Here is a 22,489-nt window from a genome sequence, read left to right on the forward strand (position 1 = left end):
CCATGGCGTACCGGCCCTCGAAGAAGACGAAGAAGACGGTGCTCGGCATCGCGGGAATCGCCGTCCTCGCGGGACTCAACGCCCCTGCGGCGCTCGGTTTCGCCGACGAGCAGTACTACGAGTACAAGATCTCCCGGCCCGCCTACAAGGCGAAGTACGGCTCCTGGAGCCAGATCGACATCCCCGAGCGCTACCGCACCAACGCGATCCACGCGGCCCTGCTGCACACCGGGAAGGTGCTCATCGTCGCCGGGTCGGGCAACGAACAGAAGAAGTTCGACAAGGGGTCCTTCGACACCGTCCTGTGGGACCCGAGGACGGACACCTTCAAGAAGGTCCCCACCCCGGACGACTTCTTCTGCTCCGGACACGCCCAGCTCCCCGACGGCCGCATGCTCGTGGCCGGCGGCACCGCCCGCTACGAACGGCTGGACGGCGAGGTCGGGCGGGCCGGCGGCGGCATGCGCGTGAAGAACGAGAACCCCGACAAGGCCGTCGTCCTCAAGAAGGGCACCGTCTTCCGCTCACCCGCCGGTGTCGACTACACCAGCAGGTTCGACGTGACGATCCCGAGGGCCCGGCGGAACCAGATCATCACCTACGACCGGGCCGGCGTCATGCAGCCCTGGAAGACCAAGGTCACCGCCGGTGAGGCCCGCGTCTTCGTGGAGGCCGAGGAGGAGGGGCCCGGGTCCGTCACCGACCGGCAGGCCCAGTACGAGATCGTCGGTCTGCGGGGCGAGGACGCCGTCAACACGTACGGCCTCTCGGAGAGGATCACCCTGGAGAAGCAGGACTTCCAGGGCATCAGGGCCGCCTACGAGTTCGACCCGAAGGCCGAGAAGTACATCCCCGTCGACCCGATGGACAAGGCCCGCTGGTACCCGACCCTCGTCGGACTCGACGACGGACGGGTCCTCGCCGTCTCCGGCCTCGACGACGTCGGGGTCATCGACCCCGGCGACAACGAGATCTACGACCCGAGGACCAAGAAGTGGAGTCCCGGTCCCCAGCGCTACTTCCCCACCTACCCGGCGCTCTTCCTCACCAAGGGCGGCAAACTCTTCTACCCGGCCTCCAACGCCGGATACGGACCCGCCGACCGGGGCCGCGAGGCGGGCCTGTGGGACCTGAGGACCAACACCTTCGAAAAGGTGCCCGGGCTGCGGGACGCCGACGAGACGGAGACCTCCGCCTCGCTCCTGCTCCCGCCCGCCCAGGACCAGAAAGTGATGATCCTCGGCGGCGGAGGTGTCGGCGAGTCCAAGAAGTCCACCCGGCGCACCGCCGTCGTCGACCTCAAGAAGGACAGCCCGGCCTTCCAGGACGGACCCGATCTTCCCCAGGGCACGCGCTATCTGAACAGCGTGATCATGCCGGACGACTCCGTCTTCACGACCAACGGCTCCGAGGACTACCGCGGCCGCAGCGCCAGCAACATCCTCAAGGCGCAGTTCTACGACCCCAAGGGCAATGTCTTCCATGAGGCGGCGTCACCGCGGGTGGGCCGCAACTACCACTCCGAGGCGCTGCTCCTGCCCGACGGCCGCGTCGCCACCTTCGGCTCCGACCCGCTCTTCGACGACCAGCGGAACACCAAACTGGGCCACTTCGAACAGCGCATGGAGGTCTTCACCCCGCCCGCCCTGCACAGGAACGGCAAGAACCGTCCGGTGCTGGGCCACGGGCCCGAAGTGCTCGACCAAAGCCACCGGGCGACCTTCGCCACCGACCGTCCGGAACGGGTCGCCAAGGCCCGGCTGATGCGCCCCAGCGCCGTCACCCACACCACGGACGTCGAGCAGCGGTCGATCGAGCTGGGGCTGACGAAGACCGGGAACTCGGTCACCGTCGACGTGCCGAGGGACCCCACGCTGGTGCCTCCCGGCTGGTACATGCTCTTCGTGACGGACGACCAGGGAACGCCGTCCGAGGCGAAGTGGATCCAGGTCACGTGACGGAGTTGCGCGCCAGCTCCAGGGCGTAGTCCGGCCACCACTGTCCGGCCGCCGGTCCGCCCCCGCACGGTCCGTCGGACTCGCCCGGCCGCTTGATCCACAGGTAGGCGTCGAGGGCCGGCTCCCCGGTGGTGGTGGTCGGCGGGGTGCCCAGTGCCCGGCCGGGCGGGTTGCACCAGACGCCCTCCAGCGGGCCGTTGCCGTTGCGGCTGGTGTCGACGACGAAGTGCTTGCCGCCGAGTCGTCCGGAGAGGCCGAGTCCGTACTGCTTGGCGGTGGTGTCCGTCTGGAAGTTGGAGACGTTGAGCGAGAAGCCGTCGGCGTTCGCGATACCGGCGCGTGCCAGGGGTTCGACCAGCTGCCCGGAATCGCGGATCCAGGCCGGGTTCCCGGCGTCCAGGTACACCCTGGTGCGCGGCTGGCGCTTCAGCCGTGTGATCGCCTCGTTCAGCAACTGCTCGCGCTCGGCGTGGTACTCGACAGGCGTGCAGCCGTCCACGATGTGCGCGATCGCGTCCGGTTCCAGGATCACCAGGGCCCGGCTGTCGCCGAGGGCGTCGGCGAACAGGCCGATCCACCGCCGGTAGGCGTCCGCGTCCGCCGCTCCGCCCGCCGAGTGCTGGCCGCAGTCCCGGTGCGGGATGTCGTACGCCACGAACAGCGCCGTTCGCCCCTCCCGGGTCGCGGACGCGGTCGCCGAGCGGACCGCCGGGCCCGGATCGGTCTCACCGGCCGGCCACAGCGCGACGGGCTCGTCCGCGATCCGCTTCAGCAGAGCGGCGTCCTGGGCACGGCCCTGCCGCTGCCACAGCTGGATCTGCTGCGCCGCGGGGCCGGTCGGGTCGACCCAGAAGGGGGAGCGGGCGGCGGCGCCCCTCTGCTGCGAGGCGGCGCCGACGACGGAGGCCTCGGCGACCTCGGGCGCGGGCGAGCAGCCCGCCACGAGCCCGAGCACCGCGAGTGCCGCGAGGGTGTGGATCAGCCGGGGCATGCTGCTCCCTTGCGCGAAGGTGACGACCAGTCACCAATCGTTGCACAATCGGACATTGCGGCAGGGAAGCGGCGTGGCGTGGTGAGCGTCCCCGGGTCAGTCGCCGCCCGAGGCCAGCGCGATCCCGAGCGGCGTCCGCTCGTACAGCACCTGGTGCCCGTACCGGCGCGAGACGAGCAGACCCGCGTCGCGCAGGGCGGCGAGATGCGCGGAGACCGACGACGGCGCGAGACGCAGCCGGTGGGCGAGGGCCGTCGTGGTGCCCGGCTCGTCGAGCGCGGTGAGCACGGCGGCCCGGCCGCGCCCGAGCAGCCGGACGAGCGCGTCGGGAGCGCGGTCCGTCGGCTCGGCCCACAGGCCGCCGATGCCGCGTGCCGGGTAGACGAGCGTCGGCTGCCAGGGAGGTTCGAAGCCGCTGATCACGTCCGGCCAGGAGAAGACGCTCGGCATCAGGACCAGGCCCTGTCCGGACAGGTGCCGTTCGTGCCGGCCCCCGACCTCGACGGTCAGGGTGTGGGAGCGCCAGCCGAACCGCCCGTCGATCTCCGGCAGCAGTCCGCCGAGGCCGGTCTGCGCGAGCCGCCGCGAGTGGAAGGCGATGTCGGCCTCCAGCAGGGCGCGCAGCCGGGGCCAGTCGGGTTCGACGAGGGTGTGCCAGGCCAGTTCCAGCAGGTCGGTCAGTTCCCGAACCATGCGCACCGGATCGGCCAGCAGGGCCCGGCCGTGCGGTGAGGCCAGCGCACCCGGAGTGTCGGCGAGGGAGCGCGCGCTCTCCTCGCGGGCCACCTCGGGATCGGCCGAGCGCACCGCGGCGATCTCCTCCTCGAAGGTGGCCGCCGGACCGAGCGGAGGCGGGCCGAGCCAGTCGGGGGAGTATCCGCGCTGTGGCATCAGCAGCCAGAGCGGCGCGAGGTCGAGCCCGGCGGCCGCCGCGCGCATGCGGCGCAGCCAGTGCGCGTGATACCCGTACCGGGCGGGCCGGTTGAGCGTACGGACCGCCTCCTGCGTCTCCCACAGCGGCGACACCGCGAAGCGGCAGTTGAGGAGGTCGTCCTCCCCGAAGTGCAGCAGTGACGGCATGACGCGACCCCAGAAGATTCGGCTGACACCGAAACTCTACGGCGCCCGCAGCGCGTCCGGGCACGCTGTCGCCCATGCCAGAAGCAGAGAAGAAGGGCACGACGGCGGTGCCCGCGCCGGCGCGCCCCGCGCAGAACGCCCCGAAGAGCACCCCGGAGACAGCCCCGCCGCCCACCGGCTACGGGCCCGTCTTCGCCGTGCCCGAGTTCCGTGCCGTCTTCGCCGCGCACGCGTTCTCGCTGCTCGGCCTCGTCGTCAGCGAGATCGCGCTCTCCGTCCTCGTCTACGACCTGACGGGCTCCCCGCTGTTGAGCGCCCTGACGTTCGCGCTCGGCTTTCTGCCCTATCTGGTCGGCGGGACCCTGCTCGCGGGCGTCGCGGACCGCTTCCCGGCCCGCCGGGTCCTGGTGGTGTGCGATCTGGTGTGCGCGGGATGTGTGGCCGTGATGGTCGTGCCGGGCGCGCCCATCGCGGTGCTGCTCGCGATGCGGGCCGCGCTCGCCCTGGTCGCTCCGGTCTTCCAGGGGACACGGACGGCGACCCTCGCCGACGTCCTGGGCGACGGCGAACTGTTCGTGCTCGGCCGCTCCCTGCTGCGGATCGTGTCGCAGAGCGCGCTGCTGGCCGGCTTCGGGGCGGGCGGGCTGCTGCTCACCGTCGTGTCGCCCCGCCACGCGCTCCTCGTCACGGTCTGCACGTTCCTGGTCTCCGCCGTGCTGCTGCGGTTCGGCACCCGGCGGCGGCCCGCGCGGGCGCACCGGGGACAGGCGCTCGTACGGGACTCCCTCGGTGGCGCCCGTCAGGTGCTCGCCGATCGCCGGATCCGCGTGCTGCTCCTCCTGTTCTGGGTGCCGCCGATGTTCGCGGTCGCCCCGGAGGCGCTGGCGGCGCCGTACGCCGACGGCATCGGGGCCGGTTCGACCGGGCTCGGTCTGCTGATGTGCGCGCTGCCGGTCGGCACGATCGCGGGGGAGCTGTTCGCGGGTTCGCGGCTGCGGCCGGCCACCCGGAACCGGCTCACGCTCCCGCTGGTCTGCGTGACACTGCTGCCCTACGCCGGCTACGCCCTGCGGCCCGGTCTCGGCTGGTCGCTGGTCCTGCTGGTGCTCGCCGGTGCCGGATCGGCGTACACCCTCGGCCTGGACCAGTGGTTCGTGCGGGCGGTGCCGGACGAACTGCTCGGGCGCGCGATGACGTTGAACTCGGCCGGTCTGATGACGGTTCAGGGGCTGGGGATGGCGTTGTCGGGGGTGGTGGCGGAGTTCGCCGGTGCGCGGGCGACGGTCGTGGGCGCGGGCGTGCTGGGGACCGCGGTCTGTGGGGGCCTGGCGGTGGCGGCGCGGCGTGCCGAACGGGCGGAAGGGCAGGGAGAGATGCGGGGTGCGGGGTGAGGCCCGGGAGGTACGGGGACCGGGCCGGCCGAGGGGGTCCCGCTCCCGGCCGTCGCGGGGGCGGATACCGAAACGCGAGACGGGGCTGACCACGATGTGACCGGCCGGTAAGGTCTTTGGCGTGCCGAAGCCGCTCAGTCTTGCCTTCGATCCCATCGCCCGCGCCGACGAACACTGGAAGCAGCGCTGGGGTTCCGTGCCGTCCATGGCCGCGATCACCTCGATCATGCGGGCCCACCAGATCCTGCTGGCCGAGGTGGACGCGGTCGTCAAGCCGTACGGACTGACCTTCGCGCGCTACGAGGCCTTGGTGCTCCTCACCTTCTCCAAGGCGGGCGAGCTCCCGATGTCCAAGATCGGTGAACGGCTGATGGTGCATCCGACGTCCGTCACCAACACGGTGGACCGGCTGGTGCGGTCGGGACTCGTCGACAAGCGCCCGAACCCCAACGACGGGCGGGGCACCCTCGCCTCCATCACGGACAAGGGCCGCGAGGTCTGCGACGCGGCCACCCGCGACCTGATGGCGATGGACTTCGGACTCGGGGTCTACGACGCCGAGGAGTGCGGGGAGATCTTCGCGATGCTGCGGCCCCTGCGGGTCGCCGCGCACGACTTCGACAGCGAGTAGTCCGGCGCCCGGTGGGGCGACGCGGGCCCGGGGCGGGCGGCGGGGCGCGGGGGCGCGCGAAGATCGCGCAAAAGGGGTCGTTACCCTCGTAGCCATGAAGAAGAGCGTGCTGACCCGCTACCGCGTCATGGCCTACGTCACCGGCGTGCTGCTGGTCCTGCTGTGCCTCGGCATGATCGCCAAGTACGGCCTGGGCGTCGACGGCGCCGCGGACTTCACCCGTGTCGTCGCCATCGCGCACGGCTGGCTGTACGTCCTGTACCTGATTTTCGCCTTCGACCTGGGTTCCAAGGCGAAGTGGCCGGTCGGCAAGCAGCTCTGGGTGCTGCTGGCGGGCACGATTCCCACGGCCGCCTTCTTCGTGGAGCGCCGCATCAGCCAGGAGCTGGAATCCCAGGTCGCGGAGGGTTCTCCCGCGGTCGCCAAGGCCTGACCCGAAACCGCCGTACGGGACCGTGCGGCGGTTTGCCATCGACATTTACTAGGACGTCCTAGTAAATTCGAGGGTATGGACGCTCACGCCATCGAGGAAGGCCGCCGACGCTGGCAGGCCCGCTATGACGCTTCGCGCAAGCGCGAGGCCGACTTCACCACGCTCTCCGGTGATCCGGTGGAGCCGGTGTACGGTCCCCGGCCCGGGGACAACTACGACGGCTTCGAGCGGATCGGCTGGCCCGGCGAGTACCCCTACACGCGCGGGCTCTACGCCACCGGCTACCGAGGGCGTACGTGGACCATCCGGCAGTTCGCCGGATTCGGCAACGCCGAGCAGACCAACGAGCGCTACAAGAAGATCCTCGCCAACGGCGGCGGGGGCCTCTCCGTGGCCTTCGACATGCCCACCCTGATGGGCCGCGACTCGGACGACCGCCGTTCGCTCGGCGAGGTCGGGCACTGCGGTGTCGCGATCGACTCGGCGGCCGACATGGAGGTCCTCTTCCAGGACATCCCGCTCGGTGACGTCACGACGTCGATGACCATCAGCGGGCCCGCGGTGCCGGTCTTCTGCATGTACCTGGTGGCCGCCGAGCGCCAGGGCATCGACCCCTCCGTGCTGAACGGCACCCTCCAGACCGACATCTTCAAGGAGTACATCGCCCAGAAGGAGTGGCTCTTCCAGCCCGAGCCGCACCTGCGCCTCATCGGCGACCTGATGGAGCACTGCGCCGAGAAGATCCCCGCGTACAAGCCGCTGTCCGTCTCCGGGTACCACATCCGCGAAGCGGGCTCCACGGCCGCGCAGGAGCTCGCCTACACGCTGGCGGACGGCTTCGGCTACGTGGAGCTGGGACTCTCCCGCGGGCTCGACGTGAACGTCTTCGCCCCCGGTCTCTCCTTCTTCTTCGACGCGCACGTCGACTTCTTCGAGGAGATCGCCAAGTTCCGTGCGGCCCGCCGCATCTGGGCCCGCTGGATGCGGGACGTGTACGGCGCCACCTCCGAGAAGGCGCAGTGGCTGCGCTTCCACACGCAGACCGCCGGAGTCTCGCTGACGGCCCAGCAGCCGTACAACAACGTCGTGCGTACCGCCGTGGAGGCGCTCGCGGCGGTCCTCGGCGGCACCAACTCGCTGCACACCAACGCCCTGGACGAGACGCTCGCCCTGCCGTCCGAGCAGGCCGCGGAGATCGCCCTGCGGACCCAGCAGGTGCTCATGGAGGAGACCGGCGTCGCCAACGTCGCCGACCCGCTCGGCGGTTCCTGGTACGTCGAGCAGCTCACGGACCGGATCGAGGCCGACGCGGAGAAGATCTTCGAGCAGATCAGGGAGCGCGGACTGCGGGCGCACCCCGACGGGCAGCACCCCATCGGTCCCATCACCTCCGGGATCCTGCGCGGGATCGAGGACGGGTGGTTCACCGGGGAGATCGCCGAGTCGGCGTTCCAGTACCAGCGGTCGGTCGAGAAGGGCGACAAGCGGGTCGTCGGCGTCAACGTCCACCACGGGTCCGTGACCGGCGATCTGGAGATCCTCCGGGTCAGCCACGAGGTGGAGCGCGAGCAGGTGCGGGAGCTGGCCTCGCGCAAGGAAGGCCGTGACGAGGCCGCCGTGCGCGGCGCGCTGGACGCCATGCTGGCGGCCGCGCGCGACGGCTCGAACATGATCGCCCCCATGCTGGAGGCGGTCCGCGCCGAGGCGACGCTGGGGGAGATCTGCGGTGTCCTCCGCGACGAGTGGGGGGTGTACACGGAGCCGGCGGGCTTCTGAGCCGAGAGACGCCCCTCGCGCACTCCCGCAGCCCCGCAGGGCCCCTGCCGGCGCCTCCGGGAGCCCGGGCGTCTTTGGTGGCCCCGTAGCCCCGTAGCCCCGTGGCCCCGTAGCCCCTGCCCGTCCCGCGTCCGGGGCCTCTGCCCCGGGACCGGCCCCGAACGCCCGGGAGCCGGCGCCCTCGCGGGCGGCGGGGGCCGGACGCGTTCAGCCCTCGGCGGTCGCTCCGGTCAGGCCGAGGAGCAGGATCCGCGTGAACGAGCGCACCCACTCCTCGTCCGCGGGTTCCGCGCTGACCAGGGTGCGATGGACCACCGCTCCGGCGACCACGTCGAAGATCAGGTCGGCGGTGCGGGCGGCGGCCGCCGGGTCCGTCTCCGGGGGGAGTTCGCCCCGGGCCTGGGCGCGGGCGCGGCCCTCCATGACCAGGCGCTTCTGGCGGTCGACGATGGAGGTGCGGATGCGTTCGCGCAGCGGTTCGTCGCGGGTGGACTCCGCCACCACGGCCATCAGCGCCGTCTTCGCCTCCGGGCGGTCCAGGATCGCCGCGAACTGGAGCACCACACCCTCGATGTCGGCGGCCAGACTGCCCCGGTCGGGGAGTTCCAGCTCGTCGAAGAGGACGGCCACCGCGTCGACGACGAGCTCGTTCTTGCCCGCCCAGCGGCGGTAGAGGGTCGTTTTGGCCACCCCGGCGAGGGTCGCCACGTACCCCAACGTCAGTTTGGACCAGCCCAGTTCGACCAGCGCGGCGCGTGTCGCCTCCAGGATCGCGGCGTCCGCGGCGGCGCTGCGGGGGCGGCCCGTGCGGGCGGCCGAGGAGCGACATTGCATGTCAGTGACCATATCCGGCCCCTTCACCGTCGATATCCGGCGGTTCTGTGAAGCCGTGAGGGAGATCACCGGAAGACGGCACACGGGCAGGTCTCCGTACAGTTACGCTACGACTCGTAGCGAAAGCTCGACCGCGGCGACAACCGCACAGGCGTCAGGTGGGGACCCGGCGCCGAACAGGCCTGACAGGGCCTGGCTTTCACAACGCTTTTCACACGTGCGCGAGGAAGGGGGAGGATGTACTCATGCAGCCACGGAACATGTCCATGAGCGGAGTCGTCGACCTCGCCGCGGTGAAGGCGGCCCAGGAGGCCAAGTCGAAGGCGGAGCAGTCGCGCGCCGAAGCGGCCAGGCAGGGCGGCGGAGGCGGGGCCGTGACTCCCGCGAGCCTTGTCATCGACGTCGACGAGGCGGGATTCGAGCAGGATGTCCTGCAGCGCTCCACCGAGGTGCCGGTCGTCATCGACTTCTGGGCCGAGTGGTGCGAGCCCTGCAAGCAGCTGAGCCCGGTCCTCGAGCGGCTGGCCGTCGAGTACAACGGGCGGTTCGTGCTCGCCAAGATCGACGTCGACGCCAATCAGATGCTGATGCAGCAGTTCGGGGTCCAGGGGATTCCGGCCGTTTTCGCGGTGGTGGCCGGTCAGGCCCTGCCGCTCTTCCAGGGGGCCGCCGCCGAGGCGCAGATCCGCGGGACCCTCGACCAGCTCGTGCAGGTCGCCGAGCAGCGCTTCGGTCTGACCGGTCTGACGGTCGACGGGGACGCCGAACCGGGCGGGGTCACCGAGCCCGAGATGCCGGCCGGACCGTACGACGCGCTGCTGGAGGCCGCCGTACAGGCGCTGGACGCGGGCGACTTCGGCGGTGCCGTCCAGGCCTACAAGAACGTCCTGGCCGACGACCCGGGCAACATGGAGGCCAAACTGGGCCTGGCCCAGGCCGAGTTGCTCCAGCGGGTGCAGGGTCTCGATCCGCAGCAGGTGCGCAAGGACGCCGCCGAGAAGCCCGGTGACGTGCAGGCGCAGATCGCGGGAGCCGACCTGGACCTGGTCGGAGGCCACGTCGAGGACGCCTTCGGGCGGCTCATCGACACGGTGCGGCGCACGGCGGGCGACGACCGGGACGCCGTACGGCTCCGGCTGTTGGAGCTCTTCGAGGTGGTCGGGGCCGACGACCCGCGCGTCGTCGCGGCGCGCAGGGCGCTGGCCAGGGCCCTGTTCTGACCTGTCGCTAAACGCCAGGGCCTGTGATGCCCAGGTGAAAGATTGGCTGACAGAGGGGCAAGTGGCCGCGCTTTACCAAAACTTGGTAAACGCGGCCGCTGTTACTCGTAGTAAGTCGAGGGCGTTGAACTGTCTGGTTCCGTCCATCAATAAACCGTTGTGTCACCCCTCGTGGCACCACCCTGCGTCGCCACCCGATACCGACGGGTCGTTGTTCGGTTATCCGGCCGTTACTAGCCAGTAACGAACCCCCTTGTGCGCGCGGCGAGAATGCACCACGATCGGCGACGCTCGGTCCATTCCCGCACCCCCGACAGCCAATCGGGTCGGCGGACTTTCTGGGTCCCCACCGAGTAGGGCCGACGGCAGTGCGGTCGGTTCTTGGGCAGGGGGGTCTTTGCCGTCCGGCAGAGCCTGTCCAGCAGGTTGTGCGTGATGTGTGTCAGGCGCGACCAGTGGTTGTCGCTCGGGGGTGATCGCCGGTGATTCAGGTGCAATCGCACTTTTGGGTACAGGCGCTCTCCTTCCCGAGGACGTAGCACTTCTCCCATCCCTGCCCGGCTGAGCCGCCGCAACGTGGCAGTCAGGGCCAGGAGATGTACGTCCGAGAAGGAGGAAATATGGAGTCCCAGGTGCGTGGCGGAACCAGATGGAAGCGGTTCGCGGTCGTGATGGTGCCCAGCGTGGCCGCGACGGCTGCGATAGGTGTCGCCCTCGCGCAGGGCGCTCTCGCCGCATCGTTCAGCGTTTCCGGTCAGTCGTTCAAGGTGTCGGCCGACCGGCTCGACGGTACGGGCTTTGCGCAGTACGGAGCCATCGACTCGGGTTACACCCTCAAGGGTGACAAGACGGCTCACCCCGTCGCGGTCTCGGCGTTCAAGAGCGCCAAGATCACCAACATGTGCCAGTCGGTCGTCACCCCGGACGTCCCGTTCTTCGGTTCCGTCAGCCTCGTGCTGAAGGCCGGCGGCAACGGTACGCCGGTCGAGGCTGACAACCTGTACATCGACGTCGAGGACCTCGAGGCCAACGCGACGTTCCGCGGCATCGACATCGGTGTCGCCGCCAAGGACACCGCCAAGGGTCCGGGCATGAAGGGCGGCGGCGAGCAGGCCAACCCCTACGGGTTCGCCCAGCAGGCCGAGTCGGCCACGCTGACCGACGTGAAGCAGACGGCGTGGGCGACCACCGCCGGCACGTTCAAGCTCAGCGGTCTGAAGATGTCGGTCAAGGCCGGCGTCAAGGAGTGCTACTAAGCACCCCTGGGGCGGGCGAGGAGGCTCAGGCCGCTTCGCCCGCCCCGCTCCGCACGCCGTACGCGGAGCACTCAACGCGTACTTCTCACAGCAAAGCCGTTCCAGGGAGCTGTTTCCATGAGCGCCGAGACTCCTGCCGCGCCCGGCCAGAACGATGAGCACTACCTTCAGGTGTTCCGGCGGAACTTCCGCAACTGGAGGAGCGACCGCCCGTTCTGGGCCGGTCTGTTCATCGTGTTCGGCGGTTTTCCGATCGCCTACTTCCCGTACGCGAACCTTCAGCTCGGCCACCTGACACTGGCGATGTCCACCACCGCCGGCGCCGGTTCCCTGATCATCGGCGTACTCCTCATCGTCCTCGGGATCAGCCTCTGGTTCCAGAAGCACGTACGGACGTTCGCGGGTGTCGCGGCGATCCTCCTCGCGCTGGTGTCCCTCCCGGTGTCCAACCTGGGCGGATTCCTGGTCGGCTTCCTGTTCGCCATGATCGGCGGAGCCATGGCGGTCTCCTGGGTTCCGGGCGAGCCCGTCGAGGAGCTCGTCGCGCCGGAGTCTCTCGACGAGGGAGACGAGCCGGCCGAGCCGGCGGCTCCCCCCGTCGACTTCGGCAAGCCGGCGGACGCTGTGGGCGACCCGAACGATCTGTCAGGAACGAGCCCGAGCAACGGGGCGAACGGGAGGCACAGTGCCGGCTGACGAGGTGACCCACGGGACTGATGTGGACGAGTCCCGTGTGAGAACCGGGCCGCGACACGCGGCCCCCAGGAAGCCGCTGTTCACCAGGTTCCAGATGCCCGCCGGCAAGGCGATAGCCATAGCGGCGATGCCGACGGCGGTGCTCATGGGAATGGGCCTCACCCCGACGCTCGCCCAGGCCGAGGACCACTCCACGTCCCGGAGTCTCACGGCCGACGAGTACCAGGCGTGCGTCGAGGCCGTGACCGGTTCCGAGGACGGCAAGGACGCGTCGGACACGGCGTCGCCCTCCGCCTCGGCGAGCGCGAGCGAGTCGTCCGACGAGGCCACACCGACCCCCTCCGCGTCGTCGGGCTCCACGGAGCCGGGCAAGGACTCTTCGTCGGATTCAGGTTCCGACGACAAGACCGAGCCCGCCCCCTCGGCGTCGTCCTCCTCCGCGAGCACGTCGGACAAGGCGGCGGACAGCGCGGCCACGCCGACTCCCTCGGCGTCGGAGAGCAGCAAGAACCCGCTCGACCCGCTGGGCGTCGGCGACGCCATCAAGGACATCCTCACGCCCGACGAGACGGCGAGCTCGACACCCACGCCGTCCGCCTCGGCGAGCGCGAGCGAGGACGCGGCCGCGTCCGACGGCGAGAGCGCCTCGGACACCGTCAAGGACACGACCGACAAGGCCGTCGACACCGTCGAGAAGACCGTCAAGGACACCACCGACGCGGCCTCGAAGGCGGCCTCGGACACCACCGAGACGGTCAAGGACGCGGCGGACGACGCGGTCACCGCCACGCCCAGCCCCTCCGCGAGCGCCACCACGGACGCCTCGGACTGCCCGGTCGCGACCGACGACGAGGGCGGCGTCGACAACCCGGTCACCCTGCCCGACGACCCCTGGTACCTCAACGCCAGCTCCCTGCTCCTCAAGGGCGCCGACTACCAGGGCATAGTCAAGGTGCGGACGGCCAACGGCAGCGTCAAGAAGGTTCTGAAGTACGTCATCTCCGACGGCACCGACATCGGGGACCTGCACCAGACGGTGGACGACAAGCAGGCCGGCAAGACCTACCACGTGCAGGCTGCCAAGGGCTCGACGTCCACCATCCGTGACGGCAAGACGATCATGTATACGGAGAGCATCTCCGGGAACCTGCTCGGGCTCATCCCGATCACGTTCGACCCGGAGAACCCCCCGCCGCTGAACATCCCGCTGATCTACTTCACCAAGGTGAAGGTCGTTCAGGCCGGTCAGTTCGGTGGCACCCTGACCGTCCCCGGACTGCACCAGTACACGACCGGCTGAGTCGTCCAGAGCCCGTCCGGGAGCCGCACAGACGCTGAGGGCGCCCCCTGTTCGCAGGGGGCGCCCTCAGCGGCGTACGGCGGGCCTGGATCAGGCGTGGCCGGCCTCGCCCAGGTGGTGCACCCGGACCATGTTGGTGGTGCCGGGGACGCCGGGGGGCGAACCGGCGGTCATCACGACGACGTCGCCCTCGTTGAACCGCTTGAGCTTCTGCAGCTCGTGGTCGACCAGTTCGACCATCTCGTCGGTGCTGTTCACGAACGGCACGACGTGCGACTCGACGCCCCAGCTCAGCGTGAGCTGGTTGCGGGTGCCCTCGTCCGTGGTGAACGCCAGGATCGGCTGCGAGGCGCGGTAACGGGAGAGCCGGCGGGCGGTGTCACCGGACTTGGTGAAGGCCACCAGACCCTTGCCGCCGAGGAAGTCGGCGATCTCGCAGGCGGCGCGGGCGACCGAACCGCCCTGCGTGCGCGGCTTCTTGCCCGGGACCAGCGGCTGCAGGCCCTTGGAGAGGAGCTCCTCCTCGGCCGCGACGACGATCTTCGACATCGTCTTCACGGTCTCGATCGGGTACGCGCCCACGCTGGACTCGGCCGACAGCATGACCGCGTCCGCGCCGTCCAGGATCGCGTTGGCCACGTCGGAGGCCTCGGCGCGCGTCGGACGGGAGTTGGTGATCATCGACTCCATCATCTGGGTCGCGACGATCACCGGCTTGGCGTTGCGGCGGCACAGCTCCACGAGGCGCTTCTGCACCATCGGCACCCGCTCCAGCGGGTACTCGACGGCGAGGTCGCCACGGGCCACCATGACGGCGTCGAACGCCGCGACGACGCCCTCCATGTTGTCGACCGCCTGCGGCTTCTCCACCTTGGCGATGACGGGGACGCGGCGGCCCTCCTCGTCCATCACCTTGTGGACGTCGTTCACGTCGTTGGCGTCACGCACGAAGGACAGCGCCACCATGTCGCAGCCCATCCGCAGGGCGAAGCGCAGGTCCTCGACGTCCTTCTCCGACAGCGCCGGCACGTTCACGGCCGCGCCGGGCAGGTTGATGCCCTTGTGGTCGGAGATCACGCCGCCCTCGATGACGACCGTCTTGACCCGGGGGCCGTCGATCTCGACGACCCGCAGCTCGACGTTGCCGTCGTTGATGAGGATCTGGTCGCCCTTGGAGACGTCACCGGGCAGACCCTTGTAGGTCGTGCCACAGATCTGCTTGTCACCCGGCACGTCCTCGGCCGTGATGACGAACTCGTCGCCACGCTCCAGCTCGACGGGGCCTTCGGCGAAGGTCTCCAGGCGGATCTTCGGGCCCTGCAGGTCGGCGAGCACACCGATGGCGACACCGGTCTCGGCCGAGGCGGCCCGGACACGGTCGTAGCGGCCCTGGTGCTCGGCGTGGGAACCGTGGCTGAAATTGAATCGGGCCACATTCATGCCGGCCTGGATCAGGGCGACCAGCTTCTCGTGGGAGTCGACCGCGGGGCCGAGAGTACAGACGATTTTCGAACGGCGCATGGGGCGATCCTATCGGTTTGTTTCGCTACGGAATATTCCGTCTGGTGGAAGATACAAATGGGCGGGCGGCCGCTCAGGCGTGGCTCTCCGGCCCGCTCAGGCAGTGCCCTTTCCGACCAGCGCATACGTCTGTGTGGCGATCTCCAGTTCCTCGTCCGTCGGCACCACGGCGACCGCGACCCGCGCGTACGGCGGTGAGACGATCCGGGGCTCACCGCCCCGCACGGCGTTCAGGTCGCCGTCGACCACGAGCCCCAGTTCCTCCAGGCCCGCGATCGCGGCCTCGCGCACCGGGGCGGCGTTCTCGCCCACTCCGGCGGTGAAGGCGACGGCGTCCACCCGGCCGAGGACCGCGTAGTAGGCGCCGATGTACTTCTTCAGGCGGTGGATGTAGATGTCGAAGGCGAGCCGGGCCCGTTCGTCCCCCTCGTCGACACGGCGGCGGATCTCCCGCATGTCGTTGTCGCCGCACAGACCGATCAGGCCGCTCTTCTTGTTGAGCAGCGTGTCGATCTCGTCCGTGGACATCTTGCCGACGCGCTCCAGATGGAAGATGACGGCCGGATCCACGTCGCCGGAGCGTGTTCCCATCACCAGCCCCTCCAGCGGAGTGAGCCCCATCGAGGTGTCCACGCACCGCCCGCCCCTGACCGCCGACGCCGAGGCCCCGTTGCCCAGGTGCAGGACGATGACGTTGACCTCCTCGGGCGCCTTGCCGAGGAGCTCGGCGGTCGCGCGGGAGACATAGGCGTGCGAGGTGCCGTGGAAGCCGTACCGGCGGATGCGGTGTTCGTCGGCGGTCGCCACGTCGATCGCGTAGCGCGCGGCCGCCTCCGGCATCGTCGTGTGGAACGCCGTGTCGAAGACCGCCACCTGGGGGAGGTCGGGGCGCAGCGCCATCGCGGTGCGGATGCCCGTGAGGTTCGCCGGGTTGTGCAGCGGCGCCACCGGGATCAGCCGCTCGATCTCCGCGAGGACCGTCTCGTCGATCACGGTCGGTTCGGTGAAGGACCTCCCGCCGTGCACCACCCGGTGGCCGATCGCGGCCAGTTCGGGGGAGTCCAGGCCGAGTGCGTCCACCGCCAGCTCCGCGGCCACCGCCTTCAGCGCGGCCTCGTGGCCGGCGAACTCGGCGGTTCTCTCGCGGGTCTCACCCGTCGTCAGGGCGGTGTGCCGCAGCAGAGAGCTTCCCTCACCGATGCGCTCCACCAGACCGACCGCGAGCCGTGAGCTGTCGCGCATGTCGAGCAACTGGTACTTCACCGACGAGGAACCGGAGTTGAGGACGAGGACACGCGTGGCCCGCGGGGAGCCGGGCTCGTCCGGCAGGGCGACGGAGGGGGACGGGTGGGCGCTCACTGCTGGGATGCCTTCTGGTCGGGGGCCTGGGACTGGATCGCCGTGATGGCGACCGTGTTGACGATGTCCTGGACGAGCGCGCCGCGGGACAGGTCGTTGACGGGCTTGCGGAGCCCCTGGAGCACCGGGCCGACGGCGATCGCGCCGGCCGAACGCTGCACGGCCTTGTACGTGTTGTTGCCGGTGTTGAGATCGGGGAAGATCAGCACGGACGCCTGCCCGGCGACCTCCGACTCCGGCAGCTTGGTCGCAGCGACCGACGGCTCGACGGCGGCGTCGTACTGGATGGGCCCCTCGATCCTCAGGTCGCCGCGGCGTTGCCGCACCAGCTCGGTCGCCTCGCGCACCTTGTCGACGTCGGCGCCCGAACCCGAGGTGCCCGTCGAGTACGACAGCATCGCGATCCGCGGCTCCACACCGAACTGCTCCGCGGTGGCGGCCGACGAGATGGCGATGTCGCAGAGCTGCTCGGCGTCCGGGTCGGGGTTCACCGCGCAGTCGCCGTAGACCAGGACCTTGTCGGCCAGGCACATGAAGAAGACGGACGAGACGATCCTCGATTCCGGCCTGGTCTTGATGATCTCGAACGCGGGCCGGATGGTCGCGGCCGTCGAGTGCACGGCCCCCGACACCATGCCGTCGGCGAGGCCCTCCTGCACCATCAGCGTCCCGAAGTAGTTCACGTCCGCGACCACGTCGTAGGCCAGCTCGACCGTCACTCCCTTGTGGGCACGCAGCTCGGCGTACTTCTCGGCGAAGGAGTCCCGCAGCGGCGAGGTCTGCGGGTCGACGATCTGGGTGGCGCTGATGTCGATGCCGAGGTCGGCGGCCTTCTTGCGGATCTGGTCGACCGGTCCGAGCAGGGTCAGATCGCAGACACCCCGGCGCAGCAGCACCTCGGCGGCGTGCAGGACGCGCTCCTCGGTGCCCTCGGGCAGCACGACACGGCGCCGGTCCGAGCGGGCCTGCTCCAGCAGCTTGTGCTCGAACATCATCGGGGTGAGCCGGTCGCTGCTGGGCGCGGAGACCCGCTTGAGCAGGTCGGTGGTGTCCACGTACCGCTCGAACAGACCGAGCGCGGTCTCCGCCTTGCGGGGCGTGGCCGCGTTCAGCTTGCCCTCCATGGCGAAGAGCGCGGTCGCGGTGGGGAAGGAGTTCCCGGCCACCGAGACGACCGGGGTGCCGGGCGCGAGGCGGGCCGCCAGCGTCAGGATCTCGGTGCTGGGCCGCTCGTCCAGGGTGAGCAGGATGCCGGCTATGGGCGGGGTGCCCGCGCTGTGTGCGGCGAGCGTGCCGATCACCAGGTCGGCGCGGTCCCCCGGGGTGACCACGAGACATCCCGGGGTCAGCGCCTGAAGGAAGTTCGGCAGCATCGCGCCGCCGAAGACGAAGTCGAGCGCGTCGCGGGCGAGCCCCGCGTCGTCGCCGAGAAGCACCTTGCCGCCGAGCGCGTGGGTGATCTGCGCGACGGTGGGAGCGGAGAGCGCGGGCTCGTCCGGAAGGACGTAACAGGGCACCGGGAGACGGGAGTCGAGCCGCTCCAGGATCTCCGTCCGGTCCTCCGGGGCCACCCGGTTCACCACCATGGCGAGGACGTCGCACCCGAGCCCGTCGTAGGCGCGATAGGCGTTGCGCGCCTCGGAGCGCACCGACTCGGCATTCTGGCCCCGGCCGCCGACCACCGGGATCACGGACGCGGCGAACTCGTTCGCCAGGCGGGCGTTGAGCGCCAGCTCGTCGGGGACCTGGGTGCCGGCGAAGTCGGTGCCGAGGACGAGGACGACGTCGTAGTCGCGGGCGACCAGGTGGAACCGGTCGACGAGCGTGGACACCAGCTCGTCGGTGCCCTGCTCGGCCTGGAGCGCGGACGCCTCGTGGTAGTCCATGCCGTACACCGTCGCCGGGTCCTGCGCCAGCCGGTAGCGGGCCCGCAGCAACTCGAAGAGCCGGTCCGGACCGTCGTGCACGAGCGGACGGAACACCCCCACCCGGTCGACCTGGCGGGTCAGGAGCTCCATGACCCCCAGCTCGACGACCTGGCGGCCGTCACCTCGGTCGATCCCGGTCACGTACACGCTGCGCGTCACGCGTGCTCTCCATCCGTCTCGTCGCCAGGCGGTTTTCTGGGCTCGGAAAAGGGCCCACCAACGTGAGCAGAACCCTCTTGACAATACCTCCGGCGCTGGCTAGGACGCCCGCCAGGGCAACGTCCTGGTCGGGAGGGAGCGGCGCTCCGGCCCGCCCGGCGGCCCTCCGGCGGGCGCCCGCCGGAGGGAATCGGCGGGGCACCTCGGGCCATGAAACAATCGGACTGGCTCACACGAATCAGCAGGGAGCAGGAGACACAGCACGATGCGCATCGGAGTTCTCACCGCAGGCGGCGACTGCCCTGGCCTGAACGCAGTGATCCGGTCGGTCGTGCACCGAGCGGTCACCAACTTCGGGGACGAGGTCATCGGCTTCGAGGACGGCTACGCCGGGCTCCTCGACGGCCACTACCGCACCCTCGACCTCAACGCGGTCAGCGGCATCCTCGCCCGCGGCGGCACCATCCTCGGCTCCTCCCGGCTGCAGCGCGACCGGCTCCGCGAGGCCTGCGAGAACGCCCAGGACATGGCCCGCGAATTCGGCATCGACGTGCTCATCCCGATCGGCGGCGAGGGCACCCTCACGGCGGCGCGCATGCTGTCGGAGGCGGGCCTGCCGGTGGTCGGCGTGCCGAAGACGATCGACAACGACATCTCCGCGACGGACCGCACCTTCGGCTTCGACACCGCCGTCGGCGTCGCCACGGAGGCCATGGACCGTCTGAAGACGACCGCCGAGTCGCACCAGCGCGTGATGGTCGTCGAGGTCATGGGCCGGCACGCGGGCTGGATCGCCCTCGAGTCCGGCATGGCGGCCGGAGCCCACGGCATCTGCCTGCCCGAGCGTCCCTTCGACCCGTCCGACCTCGTCGCGATGGTCGAGGAGCGCTTCGCGCGCGGCAAGCGGTTCGCCGTCATCTGCGTCGCCGAGGGCGCGCACCCCGCCGAGGGCACCATGGACTACGGCCACGGCGCGATCGACAAGTTCGGCCACGAGCGCTTCCAGGGCATCGGCACCGCCCTCGCGTACGAGCTGGAGCGCCGCCTCGGCAAGGAGGCCAAGCCGGTCATCCTCGGCCACATCCAGCGCGGCGGCACGCCGACCGCGTACGACCGCGTCCTCGCCACCCGCTTCGGATGGCACGCCGTCGAGGCCGCGCACCGCGGCGACTTCGGCAAGATGACCGCGCTGCGCGGCACGGACATCGAGATGGTGCCGCTCGCGGACGCGACCACCGAGCTGAAGACGGTGCCGAAGGACCGGATGGACGAGGCGGAGTCGGTCTTCTAGTCCGCCGTCCCCTCGGGGACCAGGGCCCCCGGCCGGACGCCGTGGCCGTGGTCCGACGCCCGGCCGGGCGTCGGACCACGGCCACGAGCCCCGCTCTCAGTACGTACTTCTGTGGACCGCCGACCAGAAGTGGTCGACGACCCGGTCGAGGTACTCCCGGCCGGACTCGCCGGAACCGGTCGCGGCCGCACCGCCGCCCCAGTTCAGCGTCGCGACCATCTGCCCCTGGTAGTCGGTGTGCATCTCCTCCAGCGCGGTCTCCAGGAGGTTCCGGTCCAGGGGCACCATCTTCGCGACCGGGCGCACATAGGCCTGCCAGCGCGTCGTCACGGCACTGCGCAGCAGGTCGCCGAGCCGGGCGTCGCGGCCCGTCACGGTGATGAAGTCGGGCAGTGAGAGTTCGAGGACGTCGGCGAGCGCGGTGGACTGCCGCTCGTTGCCGCGCCAGGCGCCGGCCTCCTCCATCCGCTGGTAGGCGAGGAGTTCGAGCCCGACTGCGCGTGCCACGTCCTCCTGGGCGAGATCGCGGGCGACGCGGTGTTCGCGCAAGGTGCGCGGGGCACCTATGAGTTCACCCGGTGAGCACCACAACACGCCTGCGAGGGCCGTGAGTTCCGGGCTGCTCGGCGCGGTGACGCCGCGCTCCCAGGCGGTGACGAGATCGGGTGTGACGTACGGCAGCCCGTACGAGGCTCTGAGTCCGTACGCGACATGCTCGGGCCCCATTCCGAGCGCTGCCCGCAGTCTCCGGGCGGCGGGGGCGTTGAACGGCGGGGTGGGCTGTTGGGCTTGCGGTCGGTGCACGCGCACAAAGTATGGGTCCGGGGCTGCGGTGACTACGGTCTGTTCGGCCACAATCACGGATTGTAGGAACATACGGTTTCGGCCTCGGCCTTGAATTCGCCGTGCCGGAAGCGGCGCTCACCCCTTGACGGCCCCGCCGAGGGCGAACCCCCCGCCCAGCCGCCGGGCCACCAGCACGTACAGCAGGATCACGGGCGTCGAGTAGATCACCGAGAACGCGGCCAGCTGCCCGTAGACCACCGATCCCCGGTTCCCGAAGAACTCGTTGATGCTCACCGACGCCGGCATCTGGTCCGGAGTGAGCAGCAGCATGAACGGGACGAAGAAGTTCCCCCACATCATCACGAACGAGAAGACCGTCACCACGGCCACGCCCGGGCCCATCAGCGGCAGCACGATCCGTACCAGGGACTGCAGCGACGACGCCCCGTCCGTCCAGGCCGCCTCCTCCAGCTCCTTCGGTACGCCGTCCATGAAGTTCTTCATCAGCCAGATGGCGAAGGGCAGTTGGGAGGCGCCGAAGAAGAAGACCGTGCCCTGCACGGTGTCGATGAGATTCACCCGCACGAACAGGGCGTACACCGGCACCATGATCGCCGTGATCGGCAGGCTCGTCGCGAAGAGGATCGTCAGCAGGAAGGGGCGGTTCAGTCGGGACCGGAAGCGGGAGAGGGGGTAGGCCGCGAGGGCCGCGCACACCACCGTCAGGGCGGTGCCGCCGCCGCACAGGACCAGGCTGTTCAGCAGGGGCGTGAAGGTGATGTCCGGTTTCAGTACGGCGTCGAAGTTCGCCAGCGTCACGCCGTCCGGCACCTTCACCCTCAGGTCCGCGTGCGCGTCCAGGGAGGACAGGACCACCCAGGCCAGCGGGAGCACGAACGCCGCCGCCACCGCCAGCAGGCCCGCGTCCGCGGCCAGGCGCCGGCCGGAGCGGCGGGACCGGAGCGTCGCGCCGCGCGTCGGCAGGGCCATCTCACACCTCCGTCCGCAGTAGCCGCATGTAGACCAGCGAGAACAGCGAGCCGACCACCAGGAGCAGCAGCGCCACCGCCGTGCCGTACCCGATCATGCTTTTCTGGAAGGCCTGTTCGTACATGAACAGCGGCAGGGTCTGGCTGCGGCCTCCCGGACCGCCCCGCGTCATCACCCAGATCAGCCCGAACACCGACAGCGTCTGAAGGGTGTTGAGCATCAGGTTGGTGCCGATCGAGCGGCGGATCATCGGCAGCGTGATGTGCCACATCCGCCGCCAGCCGCCCGCCCCGTCCACCTCCGCCGCCTCGGTGATCTCCTTCGGGATCTCGCCCAGCGCCGCCGAGTAGACCAGCATCGAGAAGGCCGTGCCCCGCCACACGTTGGCGAACGACACCGCCAGGATCGGCAGCGTGAACATCCAGTTCTGGGAAGGGAGATGCAGCCATTCCAGGATGGCGTTCAGGGTTCCTTCGCGGCGGAAGAAGGCGTACAGCAGGAAGCCGGCGACCACCTCCGGCAGCACCCACGCCGTGATGACGACCGCGCCGACCAGGGTGCGCACCGGCTTCGACGCCCGCTGCATCAGCGCGGCCAGGGCGAGGCCCAGGGTGTTCTGGCCGACCAGCGACGACAGCACCGTGAACACCAGCGTCAGCCATACGGCGTTGATGAAGGCGTCGTCCCTGAACGCCCTGCGGAAGTTGTCGAAGCCGACGAACGACGCGTGCGCCTGGCCCGTCAACTGGAGGTCGGTGAAGGCGATGTAGGCGCAGTAGGCGATCGGCCCCGCGAGGAAGAGGAGCAGCAGGACGACGGCGGGGGCGAGGGGGAGGGTCCGGGTGAGAGAGCGCAGGAGGCCTCCCCGGCGCGGGGAGGCGACCCTGGT

Annotated in this window: 19 protein-coding genes; 10 read left to right on the plus strand and 9 right to left on the minus strand. The window is 70.1% G+C overall.

The annotated features are described in order from the left end of the window. The first annotated feature begins 2 nt into the window (after nt 1-2). The gene (locus tag OG788_RS30620; RefSeq protein ID WP_406374537.1) at nt 3-1,958 is read left to right on the plus strand and encodes a galactose oxidase-like domain-containing protein; all 1,956 of its coding nucleotides are present in this window, start codon (nt 3-5) and stop codon (nt 1,956-1,958) included. Here OG788_RS30620 and OG788_RS30625 read toward each other — a convergent pair. Beyond that, entirely contained in the window at nt 1,951-2,949 is a 999-nt protein-coding gene (locus tag OG788_RS30625; RefSeq protein ID WP_406374538.1) for a glycoside hydrolase family 6 protein, read from the minus strand. The genes OG788_RS30620 and OG788_RS30625 overlap by 8 nt on opposite strands. A gap of 96 nt (nt 2,950-3,045) precedes the next feature. After that, entirely contained in the window at nt 3,046-4,029 is a 984-nt protein-coding gene (locus tag OG788_RS30630) for a DUF5937 family protein (RefSeq protein WP_406374539.1), read from the minus strand. Nucleotides 4,030-4,103: 74 nt separating this feature from the next. On the opposite strand from OG788_RS30630, the gene OG788_RS30635 reads away from it, so the two are divergent. The 4 genes from OG788_RS30635 to OG788_RS30650 all read left to right on the plus strand — a co-directional run bounded on the left by OG788_RS30635 (nt 4,104) and on the right by OG788_RS30650 (nt 8,260). Continuing rightward, nucleotides 4,104-5,420, plus strand: coding sequence for an MFS transporter (locus tag OG788_RS30635; protein WP_406374540.1), 1,317 nt, complete (start codon nt 4,104-4,106; stop codon nt 5,418-5,420). 121 nt (nt 5,421-5,541) lie between these two features. Then, a complete protein-coding gene (locus tag OG788_RS30640) occupies nt 5,542-6,051 on the plus strand; it encodes a MarR family transcriptional regulator (protein WP_356751495.1) in 510 nt (169 codons plus the stop codon). 94 nt (nt 6,052-6,145) lie between these two features. Next, nucleotides 6,146-6,484: a DUF3817 domain-containing protein gene (locus OG788_RS30645; RefSeq protein ID WP_351127865.1), complete on the plus strand. Its 339-nt coding sequence runs from the start codon at nt 6,146-6,148 to the stop codon at nt 6,482-6,484. Between the two features lie 75 nt (nt 6,485-6,559). After that, nucleotides 6,560-8,260, plus strand: a complete 1,701-nt coding sequence (locus OG788_RS30650; protein ID WP_351543611.1) for a methylmalonyl-CoA mutase family protein — start codon at nt 6,560-6,562, stop codon at nt 8,258-8,260. A gap of 207 nt (nt 8,261-8,467) precedes the next feature. Here the strand turns inward: OG788_RS30650 and OG788_RS30655 are convergent, their stop codons facing one another. Continuing rightward, nucleotides 8,468-9,094 carry a TetR/AcrR family transcriptional regulator gene (locus OG788_RS30655; protein ID WP_406374541.1) on the minus strand — a complete coding sequence of 209 codons (627 nt, stop codon included), beginning with the start codon at nt 9,092-9,094 and terminating at the stop codon, nt 8,468-8,470. Nucleotides 9,095-9,339: 245 nt separating this feature from the next. Here OG788_RS30655 and OG788_RS30660 point away from each other — a divergent pair, with 245 nt between their 5' ends. The 4 genes from OG788_RS30660 (at nt 9,340) to OG788_RS30675 (ending at nt 13,566) form a co-directional block, all read left to right on the plus strand. Beyond that, nucleotides 9,340-10,314: a tetratricopeptide repeat protein gene (locus OG788_RS30660; RefSeq protein WP_406374542.1), complete on the plus strand. Its 975-nt coding sequence runs from the start codon at nt 9,340-9,342 to the stop codon at nt 10,312-10,314. A gap of 620 nt (nt 10,315-10,934) precedes the next feature. Then, nucleotides 10,935-11,570 carry a DUF6230 family protein gene (locus tag OG788_RS30665; protein WP_356469925.1) on the plus strand — a complete coding sequence of 212 codons (636 nt, stop codon included), beginning with the start codon at nt 10,935-10,937 and terminating at the stop codon, nt 11,568-11,570. Nucleotides 11,571-11,687: 117 nt separating this feature from the next. Next, complete coding sequence (locus OG788_RS30670; protein ID WP_406374543.1) at nt 11,688-12,266, plus strand: DUF6114 domain-containing protein; 579 nt, start codon at nt 11,688-11,690, stop codon at nt 12,264-12,266. Then, nucleotides 12,256-13,566 (plus strand): hypothetical protein, encoded by a 1,311-nt coding sequence (locus OG788_RS30675; protein ID WP_406374544.1) that lies wholly within the window; start codon nt 12,256-12,258, stop codon nt 13,564-13,566. Before OG788_RS30670 ends, OG788_RS30675 begins: the two co-directional genes overlap by 11 nt. A 90-nt stretch (nt 13,567-13,656) precedes the next feature. On the opposite strand, the gene pyk is transcribed toward OG788_RS30675, so the two are convergent. The 3 genes from pyk to pta all read right to left on the minus strand — a co-directional run bounded on the left by pyk (nt 13,657) and on the right by pta (nt 18,533). Beyond that, complete coding sequence (gene pyk, locus OG788_RS30680; RefSeq protein WP_351543626.1) at nt 13,657-15,087, minus strand: pyruvate kinase; 1,431 nt, start codon at nt 15,085-15,087, stop codon at nt 13,657-13,659. Between the two features lie 96 nt (nt 15,088-15,183). Continuing rightward, nucleotides 15,184-16,446 carry an acetate kinase gene (locus tag OG788_RS30685; RefSeq protein ID WP_406374545.1) on the minus strand — a complete coding sequence of 421 codons (1,263 nt, stop codon included), beginning with the start codon at nt 16,444-16,446 and terminating at the stop codon, nt 15,184-15,186. Further along, nucleotides 16,443-18,533: a phosphate acetyltransferase gene (pta, locus tag OG788_RS30690; RefSeq protein ID WP_351543629.1), complete on the minus strand. Its 2,091-nt coding sequence runs from the start codon at nt 18,531-18,533 to the stop codon at nt 16,443-16,445. The genes OG788_RS30685 and pta overlap by 4 nt, the downstream gene beginning before the upstream one ends. A gap of 265 nt (nt 18,534-18,798) precedes the next feature. Between pta and OG788_RS30695 the strand changes: the two genes are divergently transcribed. Beyond that, a complete protein-coding gene (locus tag OG788_RS30695; RefSeq protein ID WP_406374546.1) occupies nt 18,799-19,824 on the plus strand; it encodes an ATP-dependent 6-phosphofructokinase in 1,026 nt (341 codons plus the stop codon). A 96-nt stretch (nt 19,825-19,920) separates the two neighbouring features. Here the strand turns inward: OG788_RS30695 and OG788_RS30700 are convergent, their stop codons facing one another. From OG788_RS30700 to OG788_RS30710, 3 genes are all read right to left on the minus strand, one after another. Further along, nucleotides 19,921-20,634, minus strand: coding sequence for a helix-turn-helix domain-containing protein (locus tag OG788_RS30700; RefSeq protein ID WP_406374547.1), 714 nt, complete (start codon nt 20,632-20,634; stop codon nt 19,921-19,923). A gap of 111 nt (nt 20,635-20,745) precedes the next feature. Beyond that, nucleotides 20,746-21,600 (minus strand): carbohydrate ABC transporter permease, encoded by an 855-nt coding sequence (locus OG788_RS30705; protein ID WP_406374548.1) that lies wholly within the window; start codon nt 21,598-21,600, stop codon nt 20,746-20,748. A gap of 1 nt (nt 21,601) precedes the next feature. Beyond that, the gene (locus OG788_RS30710) at nt 21,602-22,456 is read right to left on the minus strand and encodes a carbohydrate ABC transporter permease (protein ID WP_406376888.1); all 855 of its coding nucleotides are present in this window, start codon (nt 22,454-22,456) and stop codon (nt 21,602-21,604) included. Nucleotides 22,457-22,489: the final 33 nt, after the last annotated feature.

It is taken from the genome of Streptomyces sp. NBC_00647, assembly GCF_045207245.1.
GTDB lineage: Bacteria > Actinomycetota > Actinomycetes > Streptomycetales > Streptomycetaceae > Streptomyces.